This window comes from Mycobacterium sp. NGS41 (assembly GCF_059812725.1).
This window is the reverse complement of sequence record NZ_JCALDF010000012.1, coordinates 30,548-51,001: the sequence shown is the minus strand read 5'-3', so window position 1 is coordinate 51,001 and position 20,454 is coordinate 30,548. Positions and strand designations below refer to the sequence as shown.

The 20,454-nt window shown below is 63.4% G+C and carries 16 protein-coding genes and 1 pseudogene; 16 read left to right on the top strand and 1 reads right to left on the bottom strand.

What is annotated here, in order from left to right; genetic code table 11:
• Nucleotide 1: 1 nt before the first annotated feature.
• From AC5Y21_RS13370 to AC5Y21_RS13360, 3 genes are read left to right on the top strand one after another with little or no spacing between them, the layout of a single operon-like run.
• Nucleotides 2-5,281, top strand: coding sequence for a transglycosylase family protein (locus AC5Y21_RS13370; protein WP_499912933.1), 5,280 nt, complete (start codon nt 2-4; stop codon nt 5,279-5,281).
• Nucleotides 5,282-6,220 (top strand): hypothetical protein, encoded by a 939-nt coding sequence (locus tag AC5Y21_RS13365; RefSeq protein WP_499912932.1) that lies wholly within the window; start codon nt 5,282-5,284, stop codon nt 6,218-6,220.
• Nucleotides 6,217-7,968 (top strand): Gp37-like protein, encoded by a 1,752-nt coding sequence (locus AC5Y21_RS13360; RefSeq protein WP_499912931.1) that lies wholly within the window; start codon nt 6,217-6,219, stop codon nt 7,966-7,968. The genes AC5Y21_RS13365 and AC5Y21_RS13360 overlap by 4 nt, the downstream gene beginning before the upstream one ends.
• Here the strand turns inward: AC5Y21_RS13360 and AC5Y21_RS13355 are convergent.
• Nucleotides 7,965-8,453: an HNH endonuclease signature motif containing protein gene (locus AC5Y21_RS13355; RefSeq protein WP_499912930.1), complete on the bottom strand. Its 489-nt coding sequence runs from the start codon at nt 8,451-8,453 to the stop codon at nt 7,965-7,967. The two genes, AC5Y21_RS13360 and AC5Y21_RS13355, sit on opposite strands and share 4 nt — an antisense overlap.
• Nucleotides 8,454-8,719: 266 nt before the next feature.
• Here AC5Y21_RS13355 and AC5Y21_RS13350 point away from each other — a divergent pair, with 266 nt between their 5' ends.
• The 13 genes and pseudogenes from AC5Y21_RS13350 (at nt 8,720) to AC5Y21_RS13290 (ending at nt 20,454) form a co-directional block, all read left to right on the top strand.
• Entirely contained in the window at nt 8,720-9,721 is a 1,002-nt protein-coding gene (locus AC5Y21_RS13350) for an LtfC-like domain-containing protein (RefSeq protein WP_499912929.1), read from the top strand.
• Nucleotides 9,721-10,101 (top strand): hypothetical protein, encoded by a 381-nt coding sequence (locus AC5Y21_RS13345; RefSeq protein ID WP_499912928.1) that lies wholly within the window; start codon nt 9,721-9,723, stop codon nt 10,099-10,101. The genes AC5Y21_RS13350 and AC5Y21_RS13345 overlap by 1 nt, the downstream gene beginning before the upstream one ends.
• Nucleotides 10,102-10,298: 197 nt before the next feature.
• Entirely contained in the window at nt 10,299-12,944 is a 2,646-nt protein-coding gene (locus AC5Y21_RS13340) for a glycine-rich domain-containing protein (protein WP_499912927.1), read from the top strand.
• Nucleotides 12,944-14,764 carry a hypothetical protein gene (locus tag AC5Y21_RS13335; RefSeq protein ID WP_499912926.1) on the top strand — a complete coding sequence of 607 codons (1,821 nt, stop codon included), beginning with the start codon at nt 12,944-12,946 and terminating at the stop codon, nt 14,762-14,764. The genes AC5Y21_RS13340 and AC5Y21_RS13335 overlap by 1 nt, the downstream gene beginning before the upstream one ends.
• Nucleotides 14,765-14,795: 31 nt before the next feature.
• Nucleotides 14,796-15,203 carry a hypothetical protein gene (locus AC5Y21_RS13330; protein WP_499912925.1) on the top strand — a complete coding sequence of 136 codons (408 nt, stop codon included), beginning with the start codon at nt 14,796-14,798 and terminating at the stop codon, nt 15,201-15,203.
• A gap of 13 nt (nt 15,204-15,216) precedes the next feature.
• On the top strand, nt 15,217-15,384 hold the full coding sequence (locus tag AC5Y21_RS13325) for a hypothetical protein (protein WP_499912924.1): 168 nt from the start codon (nt 15,217-15,219) through the stop codon (nt 15,382-15,384).
• A 209-nt stretch (nt 15,385-15,593) separates the two neighbouring features.
• Nucleotides 15,594-16,334 carry a C1 family peptidase gene (locus tag AC5Y21_RS13320; protein ID WP_499912923.1) on the top strand — a complete coding sequence of 247 codons (741 nt, stop codon included), beginning with the start codon at nt 15,594-15,596 and terminating at the stop codon, nt 16,332-16,334.
• A gap of 140 nt (nt 16,335-16,474) precedes the next feature.
• Nucleotides 16,475-17,131 (top strand): annotated as a pseudogene (locus AC5Y21_RS13315) (peptidoglycan recognition protein family protein); the annotation flags it as partial.
• 455 nt (nt 17,132-17,586) lie between these two features.
• On the top strand, nt 17,587-18,090 hold the full coding sequence (locus AC5Y21_RS13310) for a hypothetical protein (protein WP_499912922.1): 504 nt from the start codon (nt 17,587-17,589) through the stop codon (nt 18,088-18,090).
• A gap of 1 nt (nt 18,091) precedes the next feature.
• Entirely contained in the window at nt 18,092-18,934 is an 843-nt protein-coding gene (locus tag AC5Y21_RS13305) for a hypothetical protein (RefSeq protein ID WP_499912921.1), read from the top strand.
• Nucleotides 18,935-19,337: 403 nt separating this feature from the next.
• Nucleotides 19,338-19,565 carry a hypothetical protein gene (locus AC5Y21_RS13300; protein ID WP_499912920.1) on the top strand — a complete coding sequence of 76 codons (228 nt, stop codon included), beginning with the start codon at nt 19,338-19,340 and terminating at the stop codon, nt 19,563-19,565.
• A gap of 9 nt (nt 19,566-19,574) precedes the next feature.
• Nucleotides 19,575-19,964, top strand: coding sequence for a hypothetical protein (locus tag AC5Y21_RS13295; RefSeq protein ID WP_499912919.1), 390 nt, complete (start codon nt 19,575-19,577; stop codon nt 19,962-19,964).
• The gene (locus tag AC5Y21_RS13290; RefSeq protein WP_499912918.1) at nt 19,957-20,454 is read left to right on the top strand and encodes a hypothetical protein; all 498 of its coding nucleotides are present in this window, start codon (nt 19,957-19,959) and stop codon (nt 20,452-20,454) included. The genes AC5Y21_RS13295 and AC5Y21_RS13290 overlap by 8 nt, the downstream gene beginning before the upstream one ends.

Below are 20,454 nucleotides of genomic sequence, written 5' to 3'. Positions count from 1 at the left end.
TTTGGCGGTCTACGAGGCAGGACAAGCCCGGCTCACCATCGTTCCGGACGCGCGCGAGTTCAAAGCGAAACTCGAAGCTGACCTCAAGAAGACTCAGGTCGACTATGCGGTGCAGATCACCGCCGACCTTGCGCGGGCGCGCGCGGAGATCGACAAGTTCCGCGCCGAGCAGGAAGCGAATGCGGTCAAGTTGCGCGCTGAGGTGGACCGCGACCACCTGAACCGGTCCATCAGTTCGATCCGCTCCGACTTCGAAGGTGTCGGTGCCGCCCTCGGGCGGGCGCTCAAGATCGATGCCGCCGTGGTCGGTGTGGACTTGCTGCCCAGTCTGGCTACGGGTTTGGCGTCGGTAGCCCAAGCGTTGCAGCAGGTCGCCCAAGCCGGGCTCGCTGTGCCGGGGATCCTGGCCAGTATCGGCGCGTCGGTCGGAACGCTGGCCCTGGGCCTGGGTGGGGTCAAGGACGCGTGGTCGGCGATCAGCAAGGAAGCCAGCACCTCTGGGGCTGATCAGGCGCGCATGGCGCAGCAAGCCGTTGCCGCCACCAACGCCCTGCGTAACGCCAAAGTCGATGAAGCCAACGCGCAGAAGGATGTCGCCAACGCGTACAAGGATGCGCGCCAGCAGCTTGAGGACCTCAATATCCAGCAGCGCGGCGGGGTGCTGTCGGAGCGTGAGGCGATCCTGGAAGCGCAGAAAGCGCGCCGCGATCTGGCGACTGGGCGGTTCAAGGATGCGCTGGATTATCAGTCGGCGCAGCTGCGGGTCGAGGAAGCCGACCAGCGGGTTGTTGAGGCCCGGCAGCGCAATATCGAGCTGCAGCAGAAGGTTTCCGACGCCAACGCCAAGGGTATCTCGGGTTCGGATCAGGTGGTGGCCGCCAACGAGCGGCTGGTGCGTTCGCATCAGGCGGTCCAGGCCGCCCAGGCCAGCCTGGACAATCAGGGTGCGGGCGGGGCGGCTGACAAGGCCGCTGAGGCGATGGCGAAGCTCGCGCCGAATGCGCGCGAGTTCCTGCAGACCATGCTCAACCTCAAGCCGGCGTTCATTGATCTGCGCAGCACGGTGCAGCAGAACCTGTTCGCCGGAATGTCGCAATCACTGCGCCAGTTGGTGGATGCGGACCTGCCCACGTTGAAAACGGGGATGGGTGGTATCGCGTCGGCGCTCAACGCCGACTTTCGGCAACTGTTCGACAGCCTCGGCTCCGACAGCAGCCGCGGCTTGTTGGATCGGATCCTCGGCAACACGGCCAACGCGGATCGCAACGAGGAATCCATCGACCTGCTCGTCCATGCGTTCGGCACGCTGGCCGCTGTCGGCTCGGATGCGCTGCCGCGACTCTCGGACGCGCTGCTGAATATCAGCGACCGGTTCAACAAGTTCATCACCGCCGCTGATCAAGACGGACGGCTCAAGAAGTGGATCGACGAAGGACTGACCGGGCTCACCCATTTGGGCGACTCGGTGATCAACATCGGCAAAACCTTCACCGGGATCACCAAAGCCATTGGCGGCGAAGGTCTGTTGTCATCGCTGGACAAGGCGACAGCCAAACTCGCGGCCTTTATCAACTCGGACAAGGGCCAGAGCACGCTCACCAAGTTCTTCCAAGACGCACGCATCGAGTTTCAGAAATGGAAGCCGGTCATCGAGGACGTCGCCAAGATGCTTCCGGCGGCGCTGAAGGCGGCCCATGACGCTGCGCAGCCGCTGCTGGATGTCCTGCGACCCATCACCAAGACCTTGGCCGACCATCCCGCCCTGGTCTATACCGCCGTGCAGTCGTATCTAGGTTTCAAAACCATCGGCAAGCCGCTCAGCGACGGAGTCTCGGCGGTAAAGGACTTCTCCACAAAAGCGAAGGCAGGATTCGACGACGCCCGAGAACAAGGCGTCAGAAAGTTCGGGGCAGCCATTAAGGGACTCGGTGGCGCAGCAGGCACCGGCGTCCTAGGAATCCTGAGCGCGGTAGCCATCCCTGCCGCGATGGTAGCGATCGACAAACTGAACGAGAAACAACAGCAAGCTGCCCAAGAGGCCAGCCGCCACAAGGACGCTGAGCAGGCGCTCGCGGACACCCTCGACCAAGTCACCGGGAAGATGACCGCGCAGACCCGCGATCAGGCGATCGCAGGCTCCCGCCGCTACGACCGGGGCAACGCGCTGGATGCGGCCAAGGCGCTGGGCATTCCGCTGGACCTCTACACCGACGCCACGATGGGAAACCAGGACGCCGTCGCCAAGGTCAAAGACATCCTGCTCAAGAACAATCTGATACCGGAGATAGGTGCTAACCAAGGGTTGCAGCAGGCACTGCAGCATTGGGCCGATATAGATCGCACACGTAATCTTCCGGCGATCACCCCTGAACTTCTCGCCCGCGCATGGATGGGCGATCCCGACGCGCTCGAGCAGTTCCGCAAATCCAGCTTGGGCGGCGACGAACCCGGCTACACACTGACCGATCTGGGCAAGATGTTGTCGCCGACCGGGCAGGCGTCGATCACGGCGGGCGGCCGATTGAACCAGGCACTCAAGGATATTGGCGGTGCCCCCGGCGTTGTCGATCAGACCAACCAGGCCAAGTACGGGAATTGGCGGCTGTCCGGGCGAGGCATCACGGATCTCGGGCTGCCCGCCACTACGCAGGTCAAGGCGGGAGATGACGGTTATAGCATCGTCCTCCCCGACATTCCGCCGCAGCTGGCCGAAAAACTCAAGTCGCTCAACATCACTGCGACGCAGTTGCCGTACGGGCAGGGCTGGACGTTCACGCTTCCGCAGGGTTCCCCCGACGTTGAGAGGTACGACATTGGTGGCCCGACCCCGTCTGGGCGTGGCCCGGGTCCGACGGGCGGGTTCCCGATCGAGGTTCACGGCGACGAATACGTCATCTCCGCGCGCGGCCGCTCCAAAGTGCCCGACGCGTTTCTGAACGCTTTGAACCAGGGTTTGGTGGACTCGAACAGCCTGCAAGGGTTCGACGACGGCGGCGTCGTACCCCCCAGCCAGTGGGGCGGCGAATTAGCGCACGCCGGAAGCGATCTATGGAACTGGGGCAAGACCGGCTGGCACTGGGGCGAGCAGTTCGCAGCCAAGGGCCTGGGAATGGACCACCCCATCGGTCAGCAACTGCAGGACGCCCCGAAGGGCTCCATCATGCGCTCCATGCTCGGCTCCATGCTGGAGAGCGGCGCACCCGGATTCGCCGACGGCGGCCCCACTGATCCGACGCTGGGGCCACCACAGATCGCCCCCAACCCCACCGCGCAGGGCGGCGGGATCCTCAACACCATCCTCGGCGGCCTCGGTCAAGGCTTCGGCGGCCTGATCGGCAACGCCATCAACATGGGCACCAGCCTGGCCAACAACCCCGGCGGTGGTGGCGGCGGCGGCATGGTTCCCGGCTTGTGGGGTTTGATCGGCGCGGGCGGCGACCCAGACAAGATGAAGGCGTGGGAAGGCCAGACCACGAATTGGCTCGCAAACTGGGGCACCAAAACCCTCACCAGCGCGCTGAATATCGGCTACAGCGGTGTGCTCGGAGCGACGGGTCTCGATAGAAGCATCCTGGCGCCGGGCAACAAATGGCATGACGCACTGGAACGCACCGCCGGCTTCTTCCTGGGTTCGCAGTCGCCGCTCATGGCGGGACTGGGCGGCGCCGGGGCGCCGGCTGCCGGGCTGGGACAGGAATCCATCACCCTGGGGGACGGGTCGGTCATCACCGTCCCGACGTACAAGACGGCAACCGGGCCGGCCAGCGTCGCCGCAAGCCCAGCCGTTGGGGGCCGGGTGCCCGACTGGGAAGCCATCGCGGCGGCCGAATCTGGCGGCAACTGGGCCAACGCCGACACCGGCCACAACGGTCACTACGGCGGCCTGCAGTTCTCACCGTCGTCGTGGGAACTTGCCGGCGGCCTGAAATACGCGCCGCGCCCCGACCAGGCCACCAAAGACCAGCAGATCGAAATCGCTAACCGGCTCTTTCAGATACAAGGGCCGGGCGCCTGGCCGCAGACGTTCAAGTGGAAGACCGCCCCGGGTGCCGTCAGCCCTGCTGCCGCAGGGTTGGGCACCGGCGGCCTGATGACGCTGGTACCGCAGCAATGGGCCGGAATGGACGCGCTCGCAGCATCATTCGGGCTGCGCATGACCTCGGGGTATCGGGGCCCTGACACCGGACAGATCGCCGGGGTGCCAGCAGCGCAGTCCTACCACGCCAGCAACCGCGCTCATGACTACAGCGGCCCGCCCGACAAGATGCTGGCGTTCGCGAACTTCCTGGCCGCCAACTATGGCCCGCAGCTCAAAGAGCTGATCCATTCCGCGCCGGGATTCACAGGCACCGTCAAAGATGGGCAGATCAAGGGCCCGTTCGGCGCGTTCTACACCCTGGCGCAAGCCGGCGACCACTCCGACCACGTCCACATCGCGTTCGCCAAAGGCGGCCCAGTACCGAAGCTTTACGACTCCGGAGGCTACCTGCCCACCGGGCTGTCGCTGGCCGACAACCAGAGCGGCCACCCCGAGCCGGTCCTGACCCACGACCAGGGCCGCTCCCTGAAGACAGTCGCGTCGGCGTTCGCGAAGCTGCCCGGGTTCGCTGAAGGCGGCGACGCGTCGATCGTGTCCGCGCTCTATGACGTGCCCAACGCGCAAACCCTCAGCGCACAGCCGCCCCCGGGACCGTCGCCCGTCCCGAACGCCCAATACTTGACGCCGCCGGCCGGGCCACAGCAGCCGAAAACCACTGCGCCGACACCGAGCCCGGCCGCACCACCCCCACCGACAGAAGCGCAGCCGCCGCCGTCGGCGCCCGGCGCAGCACCCCCGCCCGTGCTCACCGCCCCCCAGGTCGCCGCCGCCCCCGACAACCTCGACCACAACCTGAAGGCGATCGACACCGGCATCGACTCCGGAGCCAAAGCTCTCGGAAACGCCGTGCAGGCAGCGATGAGCATGGGCGGCGGAATGGGAATGGGCGGCGGCGCAGCCGGCGCCTTCGCCTCCGGCCTGATCCAAGAAGGCGGGAAGATCGCCAAAGACGCCGTCAATGTCGCATCGTCCTTCCTGGTCGGAAACGTCACCCCCGGCACCCAACCCTCCGCGTACGGATCGCTGTTGCGGACACCGCAGAACGTCCCCAACACCGCGCCCTCGGTGACGCAGTGGAACATCTCGGGCAACTACGAGCTGCGGGCCGCGCTGGACGCCGCCGAACTCAAACAGGCCCAAGAACAGCAGCCCGCGCTGGCCCACAGGCCCAGGAACGGATAGATGATTCGACGCGAAGCCGACGTCATCGACGTCATCGGCGTCAACGGCGACTTCTGCCGCATCAGCCCCCCCGGCTTCTCCTGGGGGCCCGAATTAGCGCCCGGCTCAACCGGACTGTATGACATGCCAGTTCAAACGAACTGGGTGTCCTACGGATTCGGGCAACGCTTCCAGTCATGGAAACCCAAGCGCCGCAACATCGTCTGGACAGTCAACATCGGCAACCCCTACAACGGGGCCACCTTGGACCAGGACTCCGACCTGTGGCACACCATCTACGCCCGATGGAAAGCGATGTTCTCCCCGGTCGCCGAAGCCACCATCGTCTACACATCCACCGACGGGCCCCGCACCCTCGGAGTCCGCACTCTCGAAGCGGCGAAACCGTTCTCCGCGCATAACTTCGAAGGCAAGGACCCCAGCCTGTTCGCGTTCGGCTCGGTGGTACAAACGATGGGCTGCGAACTGCCGTTCTACGTCGGCAAACCCGACACCTACACCTGGGAAGCCGAAGGACCAGGCTCCTACTGGTTCTCGATCCCATTCTTCAACCCCGCCAGCGTGGACATCTGGCCCGAATGGTCCGCCACCGGCGGCGCCACCTGGCAACTACCCGACTTCTCCTGGGGCTCTGAAGCCTACGGCCGCGGCCTGCAGGACACCGGCAAGACGCTGCGCCTCGCCGCACTGATGGATGGCGAAGACCTCGACATCCAAACCCGCCCGGACATCGAAACGTTCATCACCAGCCTGGAAACACCGTTCGCGATGCGCATGAAGGGCCGCGACTTCGAATACCCCATCGCACCCGGCATGGGAGACCCCGAACAGGGCGCCGTGGTGCGTGTTGACGTCACCAACACCGACGGGGCACGGCTGGAACTGACGATGCCACGCTGGTACGACGAACCGTTCTCCACCGCGAGGGTCGTCGGATGACTATGCTGGCCGATCGGCTCACCAGTTCGATGGTGATCACCAAAGAGATACGGCGGCAACGTAAAGCGCTGCAGAACGCCCAAACGCAGATCAGCATCTACAAAAACCCGCGCGACGGGTCGGCGGGCCTGCTGCCGGTGGGCCGCATCAACCAGTTCGACGCCGTCAAACACACCTTCGACTCCGCGGGCAACGTCTCCAAATCCGGTACTCTTGAGCTCCGCGCTGATCATTGGATCGCGAAATTCGTTGCGGGAGTGCCGAACAACCCCGACGAATGCAAGAACATCGTGATCAGGGTCGACCGGTTCGGCGGCAAGTGGCGCTGGACAGGACTGCTGCATCACTGGCAGGTCTACACCCGCGACGGCTCCGACTACATGCTCATGTCGTTCAACGACGATATGCAGACGATCCAGTTCATGCTGGCACCACCAAACCCATTGCTGCCGTTAGAAATTTTCCAGTTCCCCAGGGACTGGCCAATGTTCGGCCCGTCGTGCTGGTGCATCGGGCTGCTGATCTTCCTGCAACTGATCCGCCGCCAGGCCGGGGAATTCTTGGCTGACCTGCTCGCCGGAGTCATCCAACTGGTCGAAGACCCCGCCGACATCGGGCAGTGGCTACAACAAGATATCGAATCGCTGAACCCGGCGAACTGGCAGATGCACGTCCAATTCCCGTCGTTCATCAACGATTCCAGCTTGTGGACGTTCATCGCCTCCCGCATGAACACCGTCGACTCCGTGATCGCCGCCGCCCTCGACGACGGCCAGCTGTGCATCGACTACCGCCGCCACTTCACCGACGAAGGCGAAGAAGGCGTCAACATGTTCGGGCAGACCGTCGCCAACGGCGCCCTCATCTTGACGATCTCGGACAAGTCCCAGTTCTCTCTACCGGTGGGCACCTTCCTCGGCGGAACCGCCGCTGAAGGTTTGATCCGCACCGTGCTGCAGTGGGGCGACGGGTTCGTCGAGGACACACTCAACGAAGTCGTCGACGACGAATCCCTCTACGCCGACGAATACTGGCAGACCGGCTTTTTAGGCAGCTTCGCGTCCGCCCCAGCGCTGACAGTGCGTGACTCCTGGTGGAACGACCTGCAATCCGTCGTCACCTACTCACCCGCTACCGCCGTCACCGTCGTCGTCGGCGGCGACAACCCCACCGCAGACGCCATCGTCAAACTGATCATCGAATCAGTCGGAAACCTGCTCGGCTACTTCCTGCTCGGCGGATTCGACTCCGCAGGCGACATCGCCGCCGACGTCATCATGCCGTTCCTGGTCGGCACCATCGCGGCCTGGGTGTCCTGGGAAAACGCCAGCCGCAAACACGAACTCGGCTGGGTCCACCTCTTCGAGATCTTCCAGCAGGGCGCCGAAAACAACGCCTGGTCCATAGCAGCACTAGCAGCGCTGCGCGGCGGATTCGTCGCCACCCAAGCGCAAACCAACCACACGATGGTGATCGACGACTCAACCTGGCCGCTGCCCGGCGTGCACTTCAGCATGAAAGACCGCATCGCCTCATCCTGCGGCGCCCTTCAACGCATGGGCGTAGACATGCTGTTCGTCAACCAGATCGAAGAACAAAACCTCTCCGGCGACGACACCGGCAAGAGCCAGTTCGTCGTCAAATCAGGCAAAAACGACGCCGCCAAAACAACCGGCGAAAGAGCAGCCCAGCAACTGAAATTCGTCTTGGATAAATTAGCGGATATCGGAGTACACTTGATTAGCTAGTCAATATGTGACCATGCTTTACGACTAATAATAATGCTGACATTGGGCTGAGAAATCCCAAACCGCACTGCGATTTCGCGCTGCTTCATACCACCCGAGTACAGGCGACGGATCTCAACGACATCGTCGACGCTGAGTTTCGCCAGCCCATGTTTTTCACCAACAGACTGCCGACTGCGCGCAACCATATCGGCGACATTGTCTGCATGGCCGCCAAGAACTAAGTGGGCCGGATTTGTACACGGCGGGTTGTCGCAGGTGTGCCGAACGATCATTCCATCGGGGAGCGCGCGGCCGTTGGCGAGCTCCCAGGCGATGATGTGCGCGCCGCGCATTTTGCCATTGCCGATGCTGACCACGCCGTATCCCTTGGTCTTTCCACGGGTCCATTCCCAGCACGCATCAGGAGCACCTTCGGGTGCGTAGGCCCTGAGTCGTTCGGCCAGAGTCGCGTCCTTCATGACGATGCGGACTGGCTTGTTCATCGGTGTGCCGTTGCGCTGACGAGAAAGGTGCATTTGGCATAGACCGTTGGCTAGGTGCTTGCGGCCACAGCCATCGACAGTGCATTTGGACCCGACGATTCGGCGCCTCAGTGGGGTGTCGAGCGGGAGGCCGTAGGAGAGGCGTTTGTAGTGGCCTCCGCAGAGGTCCTTGGCGATAACTTTGCGTCCGCAACCGCCGACTGAACACGTGGACATACTTCACAATCTTAGCGAGGTTATATGACTAATATCGGCAGGCGCGCCTGATGTATGAGTCGATCCCCTCTGTGGTGGTGCTTTCCCGCGGCAGCACCTGGAACCCGAAATTCTGGGACCCTCCCTACACGCTGCCCAGAGATATCGCGGGCGGGGTGTGGCCGGACGGTGCGACGGCGCAAGCGATCTTCTACGACAGCTCCGGCGGAGTGCTGACCATAGTGGACGGCGCCGTGAACCCCAACGGCATCGACTTCAACGCCGCACCGTCGGTTGTTGACCCGATTCCGAACGGTGCCGGCTTTGAAATCTTCCTCACCACCGCCGACGCGAAGCCCTATCAGATCCGCTGCGGAAACGTTGTGCGCCGCGAAGCGCAGTTCCTGGCTCCGGCACCCACCGGTATCGCCCAGGCGCTGCAATTCGCCGACACGTGGCCGACCCCCGGGTTGCGGTCCTCGTGGATCCGCATGGCCGGAACCACGATGGTCTACGACAACTCGGGCGCTTCGCTGCCCAACGGAGTTGGCTCGCAGACCGACGGCGGGTTCCTCGGTTTCGGCACCGCCCAGGACAACGCTATCCGCTGGTACCGGGAACTGAACAGCAACAGCGTCCGTGTCAAAGTTTCGCTGCTCAACCAGTCCGCCACAGGATCGGGCGCCTACAACCGATTGCGCGTGTTCCCTTGCGCCGACACGTATTTGAGTACCGGCGTTGGGGTGGAGTTCGCCGACAGCAAATCCGGATCGACACGCACGCAAACGTTCGCGTTCGTGATCCCAACCAGCCCCACCACGGTCTCCTATCAGGGCACCCCGACCGCGCATGCGGTCGCCGACGGCGATTCCTACGTCATCGACTACGACGACGACGCCGCCACCATCCGCCTGTACGCCAGCGATGGGACAACACTGCTCGGGTCGTGGCACGACGCCAGCGCCGCTGTACCGCACGGTCCCGGCTACCGCTACACCGCCCTGTCGTGGTCGACCAGCGCCAACTCTGATGGTCTGCAGGTCACCAACTGGCAAGCGATGGACCGTATCTGATGCCCGACTTCGAAAAAGTCGACCAGTGCGTGCTGCTCGCCAAGGCGTTGTGGTTCCTACCGCCACCGGCACGCTCACAAATCGCCGCCGGCATGTACGACCTCGGGGTGCGCGTCCACCCCGAGCTCGCGACCAAACAGCTGCTGGTGACCGGTCCGCCGGGCATGGGCGCCCACCGCCCGCGTCAGTTGGTCAGCATGAAATCCAAAGACGCAATGGCGATCGTGCGTGACTTCGCACCGGACCTGGCCGACCGGATGGACGCCGCAACCACCGAAGCGCAGAAGCAGCAGATTCTGGCCGACATCCGCGCCCGGCACGAGGTGATCATCAAGCAGGCCGAACAGCAGCTCGCCGCCGCGCAAGAGGCGCAAACGTGACACTGCCCAACGAGCAGGCCGGGATATCCCCGGACATCGAGTTCGGCGTCACCTCCGGCGACGGCTCACTGCCAGGACTGGCGCAGCGCACCCAAAGCTCTGTCAGCGACATCTTGAAAGGCCAGGTTCAGTCCTCAGACGGCTGGAACACGTCCTCACTGAACGTGTTCCAAGGAATCGCCGGCGGCCTGCCGGGAATGTTCCTGGCGTTCATCGGCAAGATTTTCGGGCTAAACCTGTCCGACATCACTGACCTGCCGTCCCTGCTGGCCGCGATCGAACAAGTCCCCGTCCTCGGCGACTTCGTCTCCCTCATCGACAAGATCGTCAACGGGCTCGGTGTCTCCGGCAGCGGCTTCGGCCTCGACGACGTTCTGAGCGCTTTCCAGGACGTGTTCGGCGGCCTCGACCTGTCCGGCCCGAACCCGATCCTCACGGCGATCACCAGCGTCGTCGACGACGCGATCGCCCTGATTCCCGGGGCGCAGGAACTGATCGACACCATCTGCAACGCCCTCGGACTAGAGGGCAGCGGGCATGGGCTGACCGACATCTTCAACCTGTTCATTCAGATCCTGACCTCCGGCTCCCCGCTGGATGCGTTCAACATCTTCGGGAACCTGCCCGAGCAGTTGTTCGGCCTGTTGCCGTTGTCGGCGTTGCGTGACGTCATCCCCAACTTGTTGATCGATCCGCTGTTCGGCAACGGAACCATGCTAGCCGGCAGCGACTTCGCGCCTGACAGTTTCGCCCCCGAAGGCGCGCTCGGATCAGCGAAAACCACCGCCGACGGTTCGCCAAAAGACTTGTACTCCAACGCGATCAGCGCCACCAGCGGCGACATCATCCCGATGTCGATCAAATCGTTCTGGTCTGACCTGTCATCAACAGGGGATCCGATACAGATTTTGGCGACCGCTTACGAAACCGTCATCTCCGGTGGTGAGGCGATCGTGCAGGAGGTGGCCACCACTGTGGTGGCCGCGGTGACCCCGGGCTCGGATTCGACGACGCACCCAGACGCCGAAGACGACGGCTGGGTGCCGATCGTCGGCGACTACACGGTGCCGGACGCGCCCGGGCACACCATCGACCAGGTGGTGATGCGCCCACACCTTGAGGACACCGCCACCGACGGTGATGTGTGGTTCTCGTTCGGCTCTTTAACCAAGCAGGTGGGGGATGGGGTTGCGCCGCAAGACTGGATCGACGGGCTGCCCGAATCTTTGCAGGAGCTGCTCGGCAACTTTCAAGGCATCATCGACACCTTTCTGAACGCGTGGGGCATCTCCGGCGAAGACTTCAACCTGCTAGACCTGCTGAGCATCGCCTCAGCGATCCCCGGCCTGAACATCCTCGGCTTCCAGGGCAGCGGCAACATCGCCCAAAACATTCAGGACCTGATCGATGTCGGTGTGCAAGCTTTGATCGGCGGCTCCGACACCGGCTGGTTCCTCGACGACTGGAAGACGGCGTTGACCCTCATTCCTGGGGCGAATGTTCTTGGCGCGGGCGGTATCTCAACCATTGAAGACACGTTTTACACCATGTGGAATCAGGTGACTTCGGCGCTGCGTCTCGAGGGCCTGTCAGATTTCACGTTGGACGCGTTAAGTTCAGCAGCGCAGGACACCTCGTTCAGCGCCCTGAACGCCAATATGCTCGCCGGGGCCCACGAGGTGACGTTGGGTGTTCGTACAAACAACCCGATCGACGGGGCGCTGGAACGCACAACGGTTTCCAACTTCAGTGTCACCCTGCTCGGGACCGGGTCGACGCCAAGCAATTTCGCGGTCACCTCGGGCGCGTCAGCGATCGGCACGATCAGGATGCCGAACGCTGACACCAAGGGCATCCTGTATTGGCGCAGCATGTACACCGGGACGATCACAGGGTTTTACATCAACTTCGGCAAACTCAATTTGGATGGCACCGTTAGCCATTTGTTCCAATCGCCCAACAAGGCTGGGGATTTGACAACAACTTGGTCATGGGACGCCTACCAGGTGCCCGACGCCAACAAGATTGTGCATGCGGCGTCAGACAATATCGTTGTCGAGTTCATTATTGTCGGCTCGGGCACCATGTCGATCGCCGGTTGCGACTTCGCCTGGATGGGTGACGACTTCCCCGGCGCCACCACGAAACGACTCGGCGCCTCACGCAACACCGCCGGCGGCGCGCCGAACCTGAACCTTTCCGCCGGGACGATGAACGCCATGTTCACCACTAAAACGCCGTGGATCGGTTTAGGGCGTAGCGATATTCCGCTCGACTATCACCCGCCGCAAATCTGGCAGAACAGTGGAGCCGGGTCGTACACGTACCCGATCCCCAGTTTCGCGCAGGTCGCTGGCGCGTTGATCGACTACTTCGCATGGGGTGGCGGCGGTGGTGGACAGTCTGGTGGTTATTTCGCCGCGCTGGAAGGGGGTGCCTGCGGGCAATTGCTTTCCGGAACGCTGATTTATGGCACGCATATACCTTTGGGCACAACACAATTGACTGGAGTTGTCGGGGATAATGCTGACGGTGGATTGAACCCATTTATTTTGCAGCCTGGCGATAACGGGAATCCGACAACAATTAACAGTCCTGGCGGAGGCGGCTTTGCAACAAAAACTGCCGCTGGCGGAAATGGCGGTGGCCGGGGCGGTAGCGGCACTGTTGGCGGGCAGGGGGCGCCAAGCGCAACGATAGCCGGGTATCTGGGCCAGGGTGGCGCGGCTGTGGGCGCTAACCAGGATGGAAATACCCCCGGCGGTGGTGGTGGTTCCGGGTATCCGGCGGTGGGCCGTCAGAGCGGTGAAGGCCGAGTGATTTTCCGGGCCAGGCAGGCCTGATGGCTTACGTTCCTTCGTCGGTTCGGCCGCGGCGTTCGCTGCCTGGCTGGTCACCGACGCTGATCCCACGACCTCGGCCGCCGATCGGCTGGTGGGCGCCTACCCGGGTCAAACTGAGCGGGATCGCGTCTGCGGAGGCGTTCGGCACGACACGGGTGGCGCCGACACAGACCGTCACCCTCACCGGCATCCCCAGCCTCGAGGCATTCGGGGAATTGACTGCCCGCTACCGCCAAACCGTGACTTTGACCGGCATCGCGTCATTGGAGGCGTTCGGCGGCAGCCTGCTGGATCCGGGGCCAGCCACCGTGCTGCTCCAAGGGATTCCCAGCGGGGAGGCGTTCGGCACACCCACAGCTATCCCGGGTGCTGTCACTGTGGCCCCCACCGGCATCGCCTCCGGGCAGGGATTCGGCACGCCCGTGATTACCACGGGGCCGGTGGACGTGATCGACGTGGGCGGTATCGACACTGCCGAAGCGTTCGGGGCCACCGCCGTGGCTTACATGGTTGCCCCGCCTGGCATTCCATCTGAGGAAGCGTTCGGAGCACCGACGCTGGCGCTGAATGTGACGCTGGCCGGAATTTTGTCCGGGGAAGTATTCGGCACACCCAATGTGGCGGGCGGAATCCAGATCATCGCACCTGTAGGTATCGCATCCACAGAGGCGTTCGGTGGCAGCGCGGCAGCTCCTGGCCCCGTGACGGTTCTGCCCATGGGTGTCAGCACCGCGGAGGCGTTCGGCGCCCCAACGGTGACCACGGGGCCGGTGACGGTGGCGCCGACGGGCATCCCCAGCGCGGAAGCGTTCGGCACCGCCAAAGCTAACTCCAGTATGGCGCTGACCGGCATTGTGTCCGCGGAGGCGTTCGGAGCTGCCAAGGTAAACCAAAACATCGCGCCGACAGGGATTCCCAGCGCGGAGACGTTCGGCACAACCACCCTGGCGCGGGGGGCTGTCACCGTCTCCCTGACCGGAATCGCCAGCGTCACAGCGTTCGGCACCATGACCGTCGAAGCAGTCCCAACCTTCACGCCGTTCAACGAGACAAACACACCACGCACCAACCAACCCGTTCCAGTAGGCGCAAGCGGTGTCTACTTCACCGGAATCGGCGCAGGTGGTGCTGGCGGCACAGGCGGGACAACGCAGTTCATCAGCGGCGGCGCCGGAGGCGGCGGCGGCGGACGCGTCGACCGCGTATTCATTCCTGTCGCCTCCCTCGGTGCCACCTACACGGTTGGCGTCGGGTCGGGCGGCTCCAGCCCCACCGCATCAGGTACGGCATCCACGTTCAGCTCCGGCGGTGTGTCGTTGTCGGCGGGCGGCGGCCAGGGCGGCAACAACGGCGCATCTAGCACTAATGCCGCTGGCGGCGCCGGGGGAACCTGTTCCGCCAGCGGTGTTTCCGCCACAACTCATACCGGCACGGACGGCGGCCGCGGCGGCTACACCAGCGGCCCCACCGCAGGCGGCAGCGACACCACCAACAACGTCGGTGCCGGGGGTGGCGGCGCCGGCCGTGCTGTCGGCGGCGGCCAGAACGGATCCGCCGGCGGCAACAGCAACAACCGGACCGGCGGTGCCGCAGGCACATCCGGCTCACCAAACGGCGGATCCCCGTCATCGGCCGGCGCAGGCAACGGCGGCGGCGGGGGCGGTGGCGGCTTCGGCGGGTCCGGCGCAGCAGGAAACGGCGGTACGGGCGGTACAGGCGGCGCGTACGGCGCCGGTGGCGGTGGTGGCGGCGGCGGCCTGGGCTCCGTCGGCGCGGGCGGCAACGGAGCCAACGGATACACGCTTTTGGAATGGGTCTGAAACCCCAACTAACACAAGGAGAAAGACAGCAATGGCCAATGCACTCTATGACAAAGGCAGGGAAAAATTTTTGCGCGGGGAGATCAGCTGGAACAACGACACCATCAAATTCGTGTTGGTGGACGTCGCTGACTACACCGTCAACCTGTCCACCCATGAATTCCTGTCCGACGTGGCCAGCGGTGGGCGCGTAGCCACCTCCGGGGCGCTGACGTCCAAAGCCACCACAGCTGGGGTGGCTGATGCCGCAGACTTCGCATTCTCCACCGTCACCGGCGACCCCTCCGAAGCCATCATCGCCTACAAGGACACCGGCACCGCGGCCACCAGCCCGCTGATCGCCTACATCGACACCGCTACCGGCCTGCCCGTCACCCCCAACGGAGGAGACATCAATATCCAGTTCGACAATGGCAGCAACAAAATCTTCAAGCTGTAGAAGGCGAATCACTGTGGATATCAACGCTATTGAGAAGCGGATCGCTGAGGGCCGCGCGGCAGCAGTGGCGGAATCGGCCACCGAACCCAAGCCGTACGGTCAAACCTCCGAAGACCTGTATCCGTACACCTACTACTGGATAAAGGGTTACAACGATGCCGTGGGCAGCAAGCTGAACTAGCCGACCGCATCGAAAAATTATGGTCACGATTGAGCACGTGATCGACCGGCGTCTGCGCCGCCACGGGCACGCCTGCCACTACCCGCGGACATGACTGGGCATGTCATAGCCCTCATCGCTTTCGTATCACTCGTCTCGGCACTCGCCGGCGCGATCTTGGAATACCTCGGGCACGCAATTCACCACGGCCATAAGAAGAAAGGGCAGCGATGACGCACACCCTGACCATTGAACGCTACGAGCCGACCGACCCGCGGCTGGGCCGTCACGTGCACCACGACTCCCGCAGTCTGGATTACGAGTTCCTGCCGCGCACCGCGAAACCCCGGGTCAAGAACACATTCTGGGACTCCGGCACGGGCCCGCTCAACCAGGGCGACGTCGGAAGCTGCACCGGCAACGCGACCGCCCAGTGGCTGAACGCGAATTTCGCCAACCAGGTTCGCGAAACCGTGCACGGCGGGCACTACCTCAATGAGGGCGACGCGGTGCAGATCTATTCGCTGGGAACACATCTCGACAGCACATCAGGCGCATATCCGCCCGACGACACCGGGTGCACCGGCCTGGCGGTCGCGAAGGCCGGGGTGCAGCTCGGCTACCTCGACCGCTACACCCACACGTTCTCCTTCTCGGCGCTGCAGGCCGCGCTGGAAACAACACCCGCGATCGTCGGCACCCTCTGGACCAACACGATGTTCAAGCCTCACAACGGGCTAGTGAAAGTCGGGCGGCTCACCGACTCCAACATCGCCGGCGGCCACGAATACCTCGCCGCCGGAATCGACTACGCCGAAGAAGTCATCATCTTCCGTAACTCCTGGGGCGACACTGACGCGTGGCCCGGCTGCAAACCGGGCGGCTACTTCGCAATCAGCTTTACCGACTTCGCGCATCTGCTCGCCGAACAAGGCGACGTCACCGTGCTCCACGGCAAAGGTCAGCAGTGAGCGCCGACCAATACGCCCCACAGGTGCTGCAAGCAGGACGCGACCTCGGCATCACTGCGCGCGGCATTGTGATCGGGTTCGCCACCGTCTACGTCGAATCGAACTGGGCGAACTACGCCAACGCGAAAGTTCCAGCTTCCATGAGCATTCCGCACGACGCGGTCGGCTCCGACGGCTACAGCGTCGGCCTGTTCCAGCAGCAAGTCGTGCAAGGCGCCGGCGGCTGGTGGTGGGGTGACGCCGCGACTTGCATGGACCCCTACAAGTCAGCCCAGCTGTTCTTCAGTCGCCTGAAGAAGTTGGACTACAACAACACCGCCAATAGCCCCGGATCGTACGCGCAGGCGGTGCAGCAGTCCGCATTCCCGGACCGTTACGACCAGCGCATCAGCGACGCACAAACGCTCTATGACCAACTCACTGGAGGAACCGCACCTGTGACAGCGCCCGACCCGAACCGGCCGGATTTCAACGAGTTCCCGAAGTGGTGCGACAACAGTCAGGACCGTGGCGACACCGATGTCGACCTGTGGCTGTTGCACACCCAGGAAGGCGGCGGCGGTGACAGCGCTGCCGAAGACCTGGCTGACTTCCTGATCTCCACCACAGGCGGCCCGAATCCAGTGTCCTACCACTACACCGGAAGTCAGGCCTCCGACGGTGGCGTGACGATTGTCGATGTGGTGGACACCGACCAGGCTAGCTGGTCGGTCGGTAACTCCAATGACCGCTCGATCAACTTCTGCTTCGCCGGCAGCTCGACGAGCTGGACGCGTGAGCAGTGGCTGAAGCAGGCCAAGGTGATCGACGTTGCCGCCTACCTGTTCGTGCAAGACGTGGCGAAGTACCCGAAACTACGGGCGCAGGTGATTGCGGCGCCCTATTCGGATCCGCCCGGCGCGGCCGACCACAACTACTGCAGCGTCTACCTGAAGGACGGCAACAACCACTCCGACGTCGGCCCCAACTTCCCGTGGGACGTGTTCAAGACAGCTGTCGCCAAACACGCCACCGGCGAGCCCGCACCGACACCAATCCCGATACCAGCACCCGACACACCCGGTGACCCATTCTTGGTATGGACGAAGGCCGCGACCGACCGGGAATTGCTCGAATACATTGTGGCCCAACTAGGCCCGGGTGACCCGTCCTGGGGGTCGAAGGGTGAAACCCTGCGCGACTTCCTCTGGGGGCTGCAACCCCAAACCAAACAAAAGGCCGCGAAGAAAGCGGCCCCGAAGGAGACGAAGTAATGGCCGGACCCGATGATGTGATGGCTCAACTATTCCCCCCGATGCAGGCCAACAACCAGGCACCGGCCGACACCATCGTCCTCTACGAGGGTGCGGACAAGACGAAGAACGGGTTCGCGCCGTGGCGGGCCTGGGATGTCCGGTCCTGGCTGAACCGGCTGTCATGGGATTTGCTGCGGTTCAAGAAGATCGACGATGGTGTCCCGTCGTCTGACCGTTCCATCCCGTATGGGTTGCGGGATACGATCACCGCGATTTGGTGGTTGGCGGATCAGAACAACAAACTGCTGCACCAGCTGCTGGCGGCGCAGGCCGACGATGATGTGGTGTCGCACTTCGCGGCGGCCCGCGACAAAGCCGAACCAGTGCTGGACAATCCGTTCACCGAAGAGGCGGCCACACCGCCGGCCGCTGCGCCTGTCATAGCACCCATGGTGGACACGCAATCGCTGGTCATCATCGCCGACCTGATCGTCGAGAAACTCAAGCAGGACATCGGCTGACATGGGACAGCCTCTGTATGTCTCGGCGAACGGGACCGGTGTGCCGGATCCTTTCGGGCCAGGGTTCTCCACCGACATTGGGTTTGCGGTGAACTCCCCGTGGGATTACGTGATGGCGCAGCTCGTCGGATCCGGTGCGCTGCCGAAAATCGGGTGGCAGCCCTGCGGCTACCCGGCCGCGGTGGTGAACATGGGCAAATCCGTGCAAGCCTTGCGCGTCGAGGTCGTCGCGCAAGTGAAACGTCACGAGCAGGACGGGTCCTGCCCCGTCGGCTATCCGCTGGTTCTGGGCGGCTACTCCCAGTCAGCTATCGGTATGACGCAGGTATGGGTGAACGACATCCTTAACCCAAACGGCGTGCTGCACAACAGGTTAGACGACGTGCAGAAGCGGGGCGGACTGATCCTATTCGGAGACCCCACCAGGTGCCCGGGTGTGGCGAATGGGAACCTTGTCGCCGGGATGCCGATGCCCACAGAAGAGGACGGGGCGACCACCGGCGGCATCGCCGGGCCCGCTGACCTGACACCGGATCAAACACCTGACTGCCTATTGTCGTGCGCGCTCGACGGTGACCTCTACGCCGCTTGCCCAGTCGGCGAGGACCCCTGGCATCACGAAGACTCGACCGGGAAGGTCGAAACCCGGATCTACAACTTCATCCAGAAATCCGGAGTCGGCTCGTTCCTGTCGATTGCGCTGGCGCTGGAAGCACCGATCGGCATGGTGAAGGCGATCATCAACGGCCTGGTGTTCGCGGCGGCCGGGCCGAATGCGCCGCATTGGCAGTACGGACCGTTCGTGCCGGCGATGGTGAATTGGCTTATCGAGAGGGTCGGATGAATGACCTCGAAAATTCAGCAGTGGATCGTCGACACATTGACGCCGATCGCCCAAGCCGCAGTCAAAGCCGGCATCCAAGAGGTCGAAGACGACATCAAAGGCGAAATCCAATCCGTCGGCGACGAACTGAAGACTGCCGTCCTCGGCAAGATCGACGAACTGCCTAGCCGGCTTCTCGGTGCGGCGGAGAAACCCGTCGAGGATCTGCTGCACGACATCACCGGAACCACCGACGACATCGCCAACCGCGTCACAACCAAAAGTGTCGCCGCTGTTCGGTGTGCTGGACCCCGGCGCGCTCGCGCAGCGGATCGTCGGCGCCATGACCGGCGCCGGCGGACAGAAACCATCGTGGTGGCCGTTCTAACCGCCACCAAACCTGTTGCTAGAGAAAGGGAAACTAATGCAGTTATCGGAGATCACCAAGACGATCATCAACGTCGCCACCCTCATCGTGTCGGTCGGCACCCCGATCCTGAGCTACACGACCGGGATTCTGCCGCAAAGCGTCGCCAACACCATCGGCGTCGTCGTAGCCATCGCCGGCGCGATCGTGCACTACCTCGCCCCGAACCAGACCACCGACCCGCAAGTCGCCGCGACCCAGTCGGTGCGCCTCGTCAATCGATGAGAGGCCCGAATGGCTAACGGCAACGGCTCCACATCGAAGTGGGCGGCCTGGGCCAGCGACGGCCGAATCGCCACCGCCGCGTGGGTCCTGGTGTTCTGCGCCTACATTGGGTTCCGGCTGGCCAACATCACCGCTCCTGAGCTGACGAACGCTTTCGTCACCATCACCGGGATTTGGGTCGGCAACCTCGGTATCGCGCAGAGCAGACGGTCGGCGGAGAAGACCGCCCGTGTCGAGCAGAAAGCGGAGCACGCTGTGGCAGTGGCAGAAGATGCCCATGCCGTGGTTGAAACCGCGACAGGCGGAATGGCGCCCATCATCGAGGACAAGCACACCGGCGAACTCAGAGCGCAGAAACCGCCTCGCATTGCTCGCGCAGAGGACGACACCAATGGGTAGCAGCCAGTGGTACGACCTCTTCAACACCACCCGCATGCTGTTCTTCCTAGCCGGAGTCGCCGCCGCCTCAGCCTGGCATTACTTCAAACTGAAGAAACAGGGCATCATCCTCGACCTGACACCGCTCGGCATCATCATGGGTGTTTCCGTGATCGTTTTCCTCGCGATCCAGCAAGTCGGTTTGGCCGCGGAAGTCAAGCAGTGCCAGGCCGAATTCAACGTGGTGCTGCAGGACCGGGCCAGGCTCAGCGACGAATCGGATACGTTGGCCAGCCAGGAAATCGACGCCAACGCACACTGGCTCGCCACCTTAACGAATCCGCCGCCGGAGATCGCCGGCTTGCACACGACGGACCCGGTTTACCGGGCTTGGGTGCAAGGAACCATTCGGGACTATCTGTTCGCGGTAAACAAGATTCGTGACGCAAGAGTCGCCGCTCTGGAAGCACGGAAAGAGAAAATGTACCCGGCACCAACATGTGGGATCTGA

Excerpts from the sequence above, each read along its gene's own strand:
- AC5Y21_RS13305 (WP_499912921.1), top strand. The coding sequence starts at position 18,092 with ATGGGACAGCCTCTGTATGTCTCGGCGAACGGGACCGGTGTGCCGGAT.
- AC5Y21_RS13300 (WP_499912920.1), top strand. The coding sequence starts at position 19,338 with ATGCAGTTATCGGAGATCACCAAGACGATCATCAACGTCGCCACCCTC.
- AC5Y21_RS13320 (WP_499912923.1), top strand. The coding sequence starts at position 15,594 with ATGACGCACACCCTGACCATTGAACGCTACGAGCCGACCGACCCGCGG.
- AC5Y21_RS13350 (WP_499912929.1), top strand. The coding sequence starts at position 8,720 with ATGTATGAGTCGATCCCCTCTGTGGTGGTGCTTTCCCGCGGCAGCACC.
- AC5Y21_RS13355 (WP_499912930.1), bottom strand. The coding sequence starts at position 8,453 with ATGAACAAGCCAGTCCGCATCGTCATGAAGGACGCGACTCTGGCCGAA.
- AC5Y21_RS13345 (WP_499912928.1), top strand. The coding sequence starts at position 9,721 with ATGCCCGACTTCGAAAAAGTCGACCAGTGCGTGCTGCTCGCCAAGGCG.
- AC5Y21_RS13295 (WP_499912919.1), top strand. The coding sequence starts at position 19,575 with ATGGCTAACGGCAACGGCTCCACATCGAAGTGGGCGGCCTGGGCCAGC.
- AC5Y21_RS13340 (WP_499912927.1), top strand. The coding sequence starts at position 10,299 with ATGTTCCTGGCGTTCATCGGCAAGATTTTCGGGCTAAACCTGTCCGAC.
- AC5Y21_RS13310 (WP_499912922.1), top strand. The coding sequence starts at position 17,587 with ATGGCCGGACCCGATGATGTGATGGCTCAACTATTCCCCCCGATGCAG.
- AC5Y21_RS13290 (WP_499912918.1), top strand. The coding sequence starts at position 19,957 with ATGGGTAGCAGCCAGTGGTACGACCTCTTCAACACCACCCGCATGCTG.
- AC5Y21_RS13365 (WP_499912932.1), top strand. The coding sequence starts at position 5,282 with ATGATTCGACGCGAAGCCGACGTCATCGACGTCATCGGCGTCAACGGC.
- AC5Y21_RS13360 (WP_499912931.1), top strand. The coding sequence starts at position 6,217 with ATGACTATGCTGGCCGATCGGCTCACCAGTTCGATGGTGATCACCAAA.
- AC5Y21_RS13335 (WP_499912926.1), top strand. The coding sequence starts at position 12,944 with ATGGCTTACGTTCCTTCGTCGGTTCGGCCGCGGCGTTCGCTGCCTGGC.
- AC5Y21_RS13330 (WP_499912925.1), top strand. The coding sequence starts at position 14,796 with ATGGCCAATGCACTCTATGACAAAGGCAGGGAAAAATTTTTGCGCGGG.